Annotated in this window: 11 protein-coding genes; 6 read left to right on the forward strand and 5 right to left on the reverse strand. The window is 67.8% G+C overall.

Annotated elements, in window-relative coordinates:
• Positions 1–49: 49 nt before the first annotated feature.
• The gene (mnmA, locus tag AX676_RS01080; protein WP_066476944.1) at positions 50–1,177 is read right to left on the reverse strand and encodes a tRNA 2-thiouridine(34) synthase MnmA; all 1,128 of its coding nucleotides are present in this window, start codon (positions 1,175–1,177) and stop codon (positions 50–52) included.
• A 169-nt stretch (positions 1,178–1,346) separates the two neighbouring features.
• On the opposite strand from mnmA, the gene AX676_RS01085 reads away from it, so the two are divergent.
• From AX676_RS01085 to AX676_RS01095, 3 genes are all read left to right on the forward strand, one after another.
• Positions 1,347–1,532, forward strand: a complete 186-nt coding sequence (locus AX676_RS01085) for a hypothetical protein (RefSeq protein WP_066476942.1) — start codon at positions 1,347–1,349, stop codon at positions 1,530–1,532.
• Between the two features lie 105 nt (positions 1,533–1,637).
• Positions 1,638–1,937: a CtrA inhibitor SciP gene (gene sciP / locus AX676_RS01090; RefSeq protein ID WP_066476941.1), complete on the forward strand. Its 300-nt coding sequence runs from the start codon at positions 1,638–1,640 to the stop codon at positions 1,935–1,937.
• Positions 1,938–2,078: 141 nt separating this feature from the next.
• Positions 2,079–2,330, forward strand: coding sequence for a GlsB/YeaQ/YmgE family stress response membrane protein (locus AX676_RS01095; RefSeq protein WP_066477096.1), 252 nt, complete (start codon positions 2,079–2,081; stop codon positions 2,328–2,330).
• An 87-nt stretch (positions 2,331–2,417) separates the two neighbouring features.
• On the opposite strand, the gene AX676_RS01100 is transcribed toward AX676_RS01095, so the two are convergent.
• Entirely contained in the window at positions 2,418–3,635 is a 1,218-nt protein-coding gene (locus AX676_RS01100; protein ID WP_066476939.1) for an argininosuccinate synthase, read from the reverse strand.
• Positions 3,636–3,776: 141 nt separating this feature from the next.
• On the opposite strand from AX676_RS01100, the gene AX676_RS01105 reads away from it, so the two are divergent.
• Positions 3,777–4,214 carry a DUF1801 domain-containing protein gene (locus AX676_RS01105; RefSeq protein ID WP_066476937.1) on the forward strand — a complete coding sequence of 146 codons (438 nt, stop codon included), beginning with the start codon at positions 3,777–3,779 and terminating at the stop codon, positions 4,212–4,214.
• On the opposite strand, the gene AX676_RS01110 is transcribed toward AX676_RS01105, so the two are convergent.
• Positions 4,207–5,322: a glycosidase gene (locus tag AX676_RS01110; protein ID WP_066476935.1), complete on the reverse strand. Its 1,116-nt coding sequence runs from the start codon at positions 5,320–5,322 to the stop codon at positions 4,207–4,209. The two genes, AX676_RS01105 and AX676_RS01110, sit on opposite strands and share 8 nt — an antisense overlap.
• Positions 5,323–5,613, reverse strand: a complete 291-nt coding sequence (locus AX676_RS01115; protein ID WP_066476933.1) for a chorismate mutase — start codon at positions 5,611–5,613, stop codon at positions 5,323–5,325. It abuts the gene before it with no gap.
• 107 nt (positions 5,614–5,720) lie between these two features.
• Between AX676_RS01115 and AX676_RS01120 the strand changes: the two genes are divergently transcribed.
• Together AX676_RS01120 and AX676_RS01125 are read left to right on the forward strand one after the other, a co-directional pair.
• Positions 5,721–6,734, forward strand: a complete 1,014-nt coding sequence (locus AX676_RS01120) for a polyprenyl synthetase family protein (protein WP_066476930.1) — start codon at positions 5,721–5,723, stop codon at positions 6,732–6,734.
• 29 nt (positions 6,735–6,763) lie between these two features.
• Positions 6,764–7,546, forward strand: coding sequence for an SDR family NAD(P)-dependent oxidoreductase (locus AX676_RS01125; RefSeq protein WP_066476927.1), 783 nt, complete (start codon positions 6,764–6,766; stop codon positions 7,544–7,546).
• Positions 7,547–7,566: 20 nt separating this feature from the next.
• Here the strand turns inward: AX676_RS01125 and AX676_RS01130 are convergent.
• Positions 7,567–8,540, reverse strand: a 974-nt coding sequence (locus AX676_RS01130; RefSeq protein WP_231734705.1) for a helix-hairpin-helix domain-containing protein, incomplete at its 5' end; no start/stop codon positions are given.

Genomic DNA, 8,540 nt, shown 5'->3' on the forward strand with positions numbered 1-8,540 from the left:
TCCACGCGCGCAACGCCACGGGCGCGGCCGGGCCGCAGCGGCATCGGGATCAGGCGGCGACCGCCACCGGTTCGGCGCGTTCGGTCGCCGCGATCCAGCCGCCGCCCAGCACCTGGTCGTCCTGATAGAACACCGCCGCTTGGCCGGGGGCGACGCCATATTCGGGGGCATCGAACACCACCCGGTCCGCATCGATCCGGGCGGGCACCGGGCGCGCCATCGAACGCACCTTGACCATGATGTCGGCCTGCACCGCGCGGTCGCCGACGTCGCCGAGCCAGTTGACATCCGTCAGCCGCGCAGCGACGACCGCGAGGGCGCGTTTGGGGCCGACGACGACCTCGCGCCGCGCGGCATCCACGCGCAGGACGTAGAGCGGTTCGTGCGTCCCGCCGATTTCCAGCCCGCGCCGCTGGCCGACGGTGAAATGGATGATGCCGCGATGCTCGCCGAGCTTCGCCCCGGATTCATCGACGATGTCGCCGCCGGCCTCCGCCTCCGGGCGCAGCTTCTTGACAAGCCGGGCATAGTCGCCGTCGGGCACGAAGCAGATATCCTGACTGTCGGGCTTGGCTGCGACCCCCAGCCCCAGTTCGGCCGCGAGCGCCCGCACGTCGGCCTTGGGCATGCCGCCCAGCGGAAAGCGTAGATAGTCGAGCTGGGCGCGCGTCGTCGCGAACAGGAAATAGCTCTGGTCACGGGCCGGGTCGACCGCGCGGTGCAGCTCCGCGCCGCCAGCGCCGACGACGCGCCGGACATAATGGCCGGTCGCCAGGCAATCCGCGCCCAGATCGCGCGCCATACGGAACAGGTCGGTGAACTTGGGCCCCATATTGCATTTGACGCAGGGGATGGGGGTGCGCCCGGCGAGATATTCGTCGGCGAAATCGTCGATCACTGTCTCGCGGAACCGCGATTCGTGGTCGAAGACATAGTGCGGAATGCCCAGCCGGTCGCATACCGCACGCGCGTCACGAATGTCGCGGCCGGCGCAGCAGCTGCCGGCGCGGCCCACCGCCTCGCCGTGATCGTAAAGCTGGAGCGTCACGCCGATCGTCTGCGCACCCGTGCGCGCGGCAAGCGCGGCAACCACCGAACTGTCGACGCCGCCCGACATGGCGACGACGATCCTGCGCGCCGAAGCCGGGCCGCTCAACTGGAAATCATCGATCCGCATCCGCGCCAGATAGGCGCTGTCGCCGCCGATGCAAAGCCGGTCGACGGAGCTGCCGCGGGGTCTTTACGGGCGGTTCAGCATTCCCCGGTAAACCCGACCCGATCGAGTCGGAACCGGAAACTGTGCGTTGGATCTAAGTCTTACCCGTTTTGAACGACAGGCGGCGGCCGTGGCATTGCCCACCGAGCTCGCGATTCTGATGGTGGCGGTCGCCAGCCGCCAGGCATCGAGCCCGACCGCGCGCGCGCAGGCGGGGCTCGACCGCAATGGCGGACGTGCCCGCGCGCTGCATCCGCGCACCGGCGCGTTTCATCGCGGCGCGGCGGCAGTCCTAACGATCGGGAAGGAAGTGTAACGGTCCCGTTTACCGCGCCGTTTTAGCGGATGTTCAACCGCTTGGGCGTAGGGTCCGAACCATAGTCGAGCGTGAAAAGGGGCCCCCCGCCCTGATGAGGATGGAATGATCGAGAATCAGAAAATCAGACCGGCAAAGGTGATCGGCCCGCTCGGCGAGCCGCTGACGCTCGACTCGCTCCCGCCGCCGAGCACGACGCGCTGGGTCGTCCGTCGCAAGGCCGAAGTCGTCGCCGCGGTGAACGGCGGCCTGCTGACCGTCGATGAAGTCTGCGCGCGCTACAACCTGTCGGTCGAGGAGTTCGCCGGATGGCAGCGCGCGATCGACCGGGTGGGCATGCCCGGCCTGCGCGTGACGCGCATCCAGCATTATCGCTCGCTCTACGAGCGTCAGCAGAAATTCTGATGCTGCCGCGTCCAATCGGCCGCGGCACATAGATCCCGACTCCGGCAATCCCGATTTTCGTCGGGGGCGGAACAAATGCCCGGTGTCAAGAGTCCTTCCGTCATCTGCCCACACATCAGGGTCAACGGAGGGAACAGCATGATCGGTTTCATTATCTGGCTCATCATCGGCGGCGTTGTCGGCTGGCTCGCCAGCATGGTCATGCGGACCGATGCGCAGCAGGGCATCATTCTGAACATCATCGTCGGCATCGTCGGCGCGTTCATCGGTGGTCTGCTGTTCGGCGGCAGCATCAACCAGGCGATCACGATCCAGACGTTCGTGGTGTCGCTGGTCGGCGCGATCATCCTGCTGGCGATCGTCAATCTGGTCCGTCGCGGCGCGGTGCGCTAACGCCGCCACGTTTCCGGGAAAATCCACCAGAATTGCATCGGGCCGCGGTCGACGACTGCGGCCCGATCCGTATCTGTCGACCCTTGCTCAGTCGCCGCGACGGCCCAGCAGGCGCAGGCGGAGCGCGTTCAGCTTGATGAAACCGGCGGCATCGCGCTGGTCATAGGCGCCCTGGTCGTCCTCGAACGTCACGACCTTTTCGCTGTACAGCGTGTGCGGCGACTTGCGCCCGACGACATAGACGCCGCCCTTGTAGAGCTTGAGCCGCACCGTGCCGGTCACATTGTGCTGGCTGTGGTCGATCGCGGCCTGAAGCATTTCGCGCTCGGGCGCGAACCAGAAGCCGTTGTAGATCAGCTCGGCATAACGCGGCGCGAGTTCGTCCTTCAGGTGCGCGGCACCCCGGTCGAGCGTGATTGACTCGATGCCGCGATGCGCGAGCGCGTAGATGGTGCCGCCCGGCGTTTCGTACATGCCGCGCGACTTCATGCCGACAAAGCGGTTCTCGACCAGGTCGAGCCGGCCGATCCCATGCTTTCGTCCCAGGTCGTTGAGCGCGGCGAGCAGGGTCGCGGGCGACATCGCCGCGCCATTCAGCGCCACGCCGTCGCCGCGCTCGAAATCGATGGTGATGTATTCGGGCTGGTCGGGCGCATCCTCGGGATTGACGGTGCGCGAATAGACGTAATCGGGCACTTCCTCCCACGGATCCTCCAGCACCTTACCCTCGGACGAGGTGTGCAGCAGGTTGGCGTCGGTCGAAAACGGGCTTTCGCCGCGCTTGTCCTTCGGCACCGGAATCTGGTTCTTCTCGGCAAAGTCGATCAGCGCGGTGCGGCTGGTCAGGTCCCATTCGCGCCACGGCGCGATCACCTTGATATCCGGGTTGAGCGCATAGGCGGACAGCTCGAAGCGCACCTGGTCGTTGCCCTTGCCGGTGGCGCCGTGCGCGACCGCGTCCGCCCCGACCTCGCGTGCGATCTCGATCAGACGCTTGGAAATCAAGGGCCGCGCGATCGAGGTGCCGAGCAGGTACAGCCCCTCGTACAGCGCATTGGCGCGCATCATCGGGAATACGAAATCGCGGACGAACTCCTCGCGCAGGTCGTCGATGAAGATGTGCTCGGGCTTGACCCCCATCAGCTCCGCCTTGGCGCGCGCGGGCTCAAGCTCCTCGCCCTGGCCGAGATCGGCGGTGAAGGTCACCACCTCGCAACCATAATTCTGCTGCAGCCATTTCAGGATCACGCTGGTGTCCAGCCCGCCCGAATAGGCCAGGACGACACGGTTGATCTGATCGGCCATGCGCGAAAACTCCGATGAAGATGGGCAATTGCGCGCGCTCTAGGGTTGCGGTCGGCCCCGCGCAAGCACGCGCTCGCACAACCGGAGGCGCGGTGATAGGATCGCGCGTCGGATGGGGTGTGGAACCGGGAGCAATCCAGCATGGCCGAAGCGAAGACCAAGCCGACGCCGATGTCGCCCGATGCGTTCATCGCCGCGGTCGAAAATCCCCAGCGCCGCGAGGACGCGCGGCTGGTCGCCGATTTGATGGCCAGGCTGTCGGGCGAGCCCGCAGTGATGTGGGGGCCGTCGATCATCGGCTACGGGCGGTATCGCTACCAATATGACAGCGGCCGATCGGGCGAGATGTGCCGCATCGGATTCAGCCCGCGCAAGGCCAATCTGGTGCTCTACCTGATTTCCGGGTTCGCGGCACACGATGCGCTGCTCGCGCGGCTGGGCAAGCACCGGACGGGGGCGTCTTGCCTGTATGTCAACCGGCTCGGCGACATCGACCTCGACATCCTCGAACAGCTCATCCGCGGCGCGCTCGACGAAATGGACAGGCGCTATCCGCGCGAGGCCGCGGCGCTCAGCTGAAGCACGACTTGGCGATGCGGGTCAGGCGGCAGGCGAGATCGGCCTCGCCCGATGCCACCAGGAAATGGTCGCCCGCATCGACGATGCCAGTAGTGAACACGACCGGCGAGCGCAGATAGCGTTGGTGCGCAATCCCCGCGGTCAGATCCGGTGCGCTTTCGATCAGCGGCGCGTCGTCCGCCTGATGCAGGATCGCGGCGGGATCGTCGCGGTCGAGCAGTGCCCAGAAGGTGCGATAGGTCCCGATATGGCTGTCGGGTTGGACCCCGTGATAGAGCACCAGCCACCCCTCCGGCGTCAGGACCGGCTGCGCCCCGCCGCCGATCCGGAAACCGGTCGGCCGGTCGCGTCGCGGGCGGATGCCCGGGCGGTCGAAGGGGCGCCAGTGCAGCGCGTCGGGCGATCCGGCCATCTGGATCGCGGGACCGGCGACATGCACTTCGTCGGGCGGGCTCGCCACCCAGCTGCTCCCCAGCGGCCGGGTCAGCGCGACGAACTGGCCGCCGGGCTTGCCCTCGAACAGCACCATGTCCTTGTTCTGATGATCGAGCACGATGCCGAGCGGCTGGAAGGCGCGGCCGTCGACCGACACCCAAAGCCCCGTACAATGGCGCTGCGACGAGACGCAGCAGGCCGTCATGTACCAGCGCCCGCCGATCAGGCTGAGCCGTGGGTCCTCGAGCCCATATTGCTGCCATGCGGTTCCCGGCGCGATGATCCGGTCGTAATGGACGTCCACCACCCGCTCGCCGTCGCCCGACAGCTCGACCGGCAACAGCCAGGACAGCGACGTCAGCGCAAAGGGTTTGTTCGGATTGTCGCGGAGGGTGAAGACGCGCGGATCGGTGAAGCTGACCTGATCGACTGGCCAGCGGTCGAGCACGTAACCGTCGGGTGTCCACCGGATCGCATGCGCGAAACCGCGATCGAACGGCCGGCGCAGCGCTTCGGCGACGCGCACCATCATCATCAGGTTGCCGTTGGGCAGGCGCGCCAGCCCCGGGTTGAACGCGCCGAGCACGAACGTCTCCGCGTCGATGGCGGCACGCAGCGGCGACCGCGCGAGATCGACATCGTCGGGGGTGAAGACCAGGAAGTCGTCGCGCATTCAGGCGGGGCCCGTGTCGCGCAGCCGCTCGTGGTGGCGAATCACCTCGTCGATGATGAAGCGCAGGAATTTCTCCGAGAATTCCGGATCGAGATCGGCGTCGCGGGCCAGCGCGCGCAGGCGGGCGATCTGCGCGTCCTCGCGCCCCGGATCAGCGGGCGGCAACCCGGTGCGCGCCTTGTAGGCGCCGACCGCCTGCGTCACCTTGAAGCGTTCGGCGAGCAGGAAGACGAGCGCGGCGTCGATATTGTCGATGCTCTGGCGATAGCGCCGCAGCGTGTCGTCGGCCATTTGGAGGCGCTCCTTTCAGGGGACTGCCTCTTTCGCGATTTGGCGGGGTGGGGGCAAGCCCGCTCAGACTTGCGTTCGGCGGGACTTGCCGCCACAGCGGGGACCAGATGAGCGCCACGATCCACCGCCTTTCCGCGCACGGCCAGCCCTCGCTCGACCCGATGGTCGCGCTGGTGGCGACCGATCTCAATCTCGTCAACGCGGTCATCCTCGACCGGATGCAGTCGGACATTCCGCTGATCCCCGAGCTTGCCGGCCACCTGATCGCCGGCGGGGGCAAGCGGATGCGGCCGATGCTGACGCTGGCGAGCGCGCGCCTGCTGGATTATGCCGGGTCGCGCCACCACCGCCTCGCTGCCGCGGTCGAGTTCATCCACACCGCGACGCTGCTGCACGACGATGTCGTCGACAATTCCGACCTGCGGCGCGGGCGGCGCACCGCCAACATCATCTGGGGCAATCCCGCGAGCGTGCTGGTCGGCGATTTCCTGTTCAGCCGCGCGTTCGAGCTGATGGTCGAGGACGGCAGCCTGAAGGTGCTCAAGATCCTGAGCCACGCCAGCGCGGTGATCGCGGAGGGCGAGGTCAATCAGCTGACCGCCGCGCGCAAGGTCGATCTGGGCGAGGACCGCTATCTCGAGATCATCGGTGCCAAGACCGCGGCGCTGTTCGCCGCCGCGTGCCGGATCGCCGCAGTCGTCGCCGAGCGCCCCGAGGCGGAGGAAGCCGCGCTCGACGCCTATGGCCGCAACCTGGGCATCGCGTTCCAGCTCGTCGACGATGCGATCGACTATGTTTCCGACGCCGGCACGATGGGCAAGGATGCCGGCGATGATTTTCGCGAGGGCAAGGTGACGCTGCCCGTCATCCTGGCCTATGCGCGCGGCGACGCCCCGGCGCGCAAGTTCTGGAAGGACGCGATCGAGGGGCGGCGCAACGACGACGCCGATTTCGCCGAAGCGATCCAGCTGGTCCAGGCGAGCCACGCGGTCGACGATACGCTGGCGCGCGCGCGCCATTACGGCCAGCGCGCCATCGACGCGCTCGGCGGCTTTGCCGGCGGCAAGGCCAAGGACGCGATGGTCGAGGCGGTCGAGTTCGCGGTCGCCCGCGCCTATTGAACATGTCACGTCATGGTGGGGGAACGGCGATGTCCAGCGGAACGGCACTCGTCACCGGCGCTTCGGCCGGACTGGGCGCAGGCTTTGCACGCGCGCTCGCGGATGACGGCCACGACCTGATCCTGACCGCGCGCCGCGCCGACCGGCTCGAGACGCTGGCCGGCGAGTTGCGCGACCGGTTCAAGATAAAGGTGGAGGTGATCGGCGCTGATCTGGGCCAGCCCGGCGCGGCGCGGATGCTGATCGACGAAGTCACGCGACGCGGCCTTTCGGTCGACACGCTCGTCAACAATGCCGGCTTCGGCCAGCTCGGCGCGTTCGTCGACCAGCCGATCAACCGGCTGGACGAGATGCTCGATCTGAATTGCCGCGCGGTGATGGACCTGTGCCGGCTGGTGCTGCCCGGCATGATCGATCGGCGCGCCGGCGGCATCCTCAACATCGCATCGACCGCCGCATTCCAGCCGGGGCCCGGCATGGCGGTCTATTATGCGACCAAGGCGTTCGTGCTCAGCCTGTCGGAAGCGCTGCACGAGGAAGCCAGGCCGCACGGCGTGCGCGTCGCCGCCCTGTGTCCCGGACCCACGATCACCGAGTTTGCCGGTGTCGCGGGGATGCGTGACACCCCGTTGTTCCAGCGGTTCGCGGTACGCCCCGGCCAGGTGGTCGAGGACGGGATGCGCGCGTTGAAGGCCAATGACGCGGTGAAGATTTCGGGCTTCACCAACCGGGTCATGGCCTTTTCCAACCGGCTGACCCCGCGCGGCATGGTCCGCCGGCTGGTCGGATCGCTCCAGTCGACGCGGGAATAGGTGCGCCGCCGATCCGGCGTTCAATGAAAGTCGCGCGATTTCTGGCGCAGCGCATCCTCGGGGTCGCAGCCCTGGCGGAAGGGCGGGTGATAGATGCCGCGCGGTTTCCACCCCGGATCGCCGCGATCCGGGGCGCCGCCATGCGTCGCGCCGTCGCCCGGCCCGGTCAGCCGCGGCAGGTCCGCGTCGCCGATGGTGCGCAGCATCGGCGTGTAATCGACGATGCGATCGGTGATGACGTGGATCACCAGCCCCTCGCGCTGGACGCGCCCGCGCACGCCGATCATCGCCGCCGACATGACGGTGCGCCGCTGCGCCTCGAACCGGTCGGGCCACAGGATCGCGTTGGCGACTCCCGTCTCGTCCTCGATGGTGATGAACAGCACGCCCTTCGCGCTGCCCGGCTTCTGGCGCACCAGGATGATCCCGGCGACCTCGACAAAGCCGCCGTCGCGAACGGTCTTGAGGTCGGCACAGCGCAGGATGCCGCGCCGCGCGAAATCGTCGCGCAGGAAGCTCAAGGGGTGCGCGCGCAGCGACAATTGCAGCGCACGATAATCCTCGACCACTTCGCGCCCCGCGCTCAGGAGATCGAGCGCGACCGCCGGCTCGGCCAGTTCGGGGGTGAGCCCGCCCGCACGCGCGTCCGCCGCGGCGAACAGCGGCAGCGGCTGCGCCCCCAGCCCCTTGATCGCCCATAGCGCCTGCCGCCGGTCGAGCCCGAGCGACTGAAAGGCATCGGCGCGCGCCAGTTTCTCCAGCGCGGCGAGCGGCACGCCGGAGCGCCGCCAGACATCCTCGACCGAGGTGAAGGGCGTGTCGCCCCGCGCCGCGACGATCCGCGCGGCATGTTCGTTGGACAGGCCATTGACCATGCGCATGCCGAGCCGGAGCGGCAGCAGGACGCGCCCGGTGCTGGGGGGTGTGCCCCGGTTCAGGGGGGATGCAGCTAAGCTCCTCCCCTTTAGGGGGGGTGTTGGGATGGGGGCTATCC

The sequence above is a fragment of the Sphingomonas sp. CCH21-G11 genome, assembly GCF_001555965.1.
Taxonomy (GTDB): Bacteria; Pseudomonadota; Alphaproteobacteria; order Sphingomonadales; family Sphingomonadaceae; genus Sphingomonas.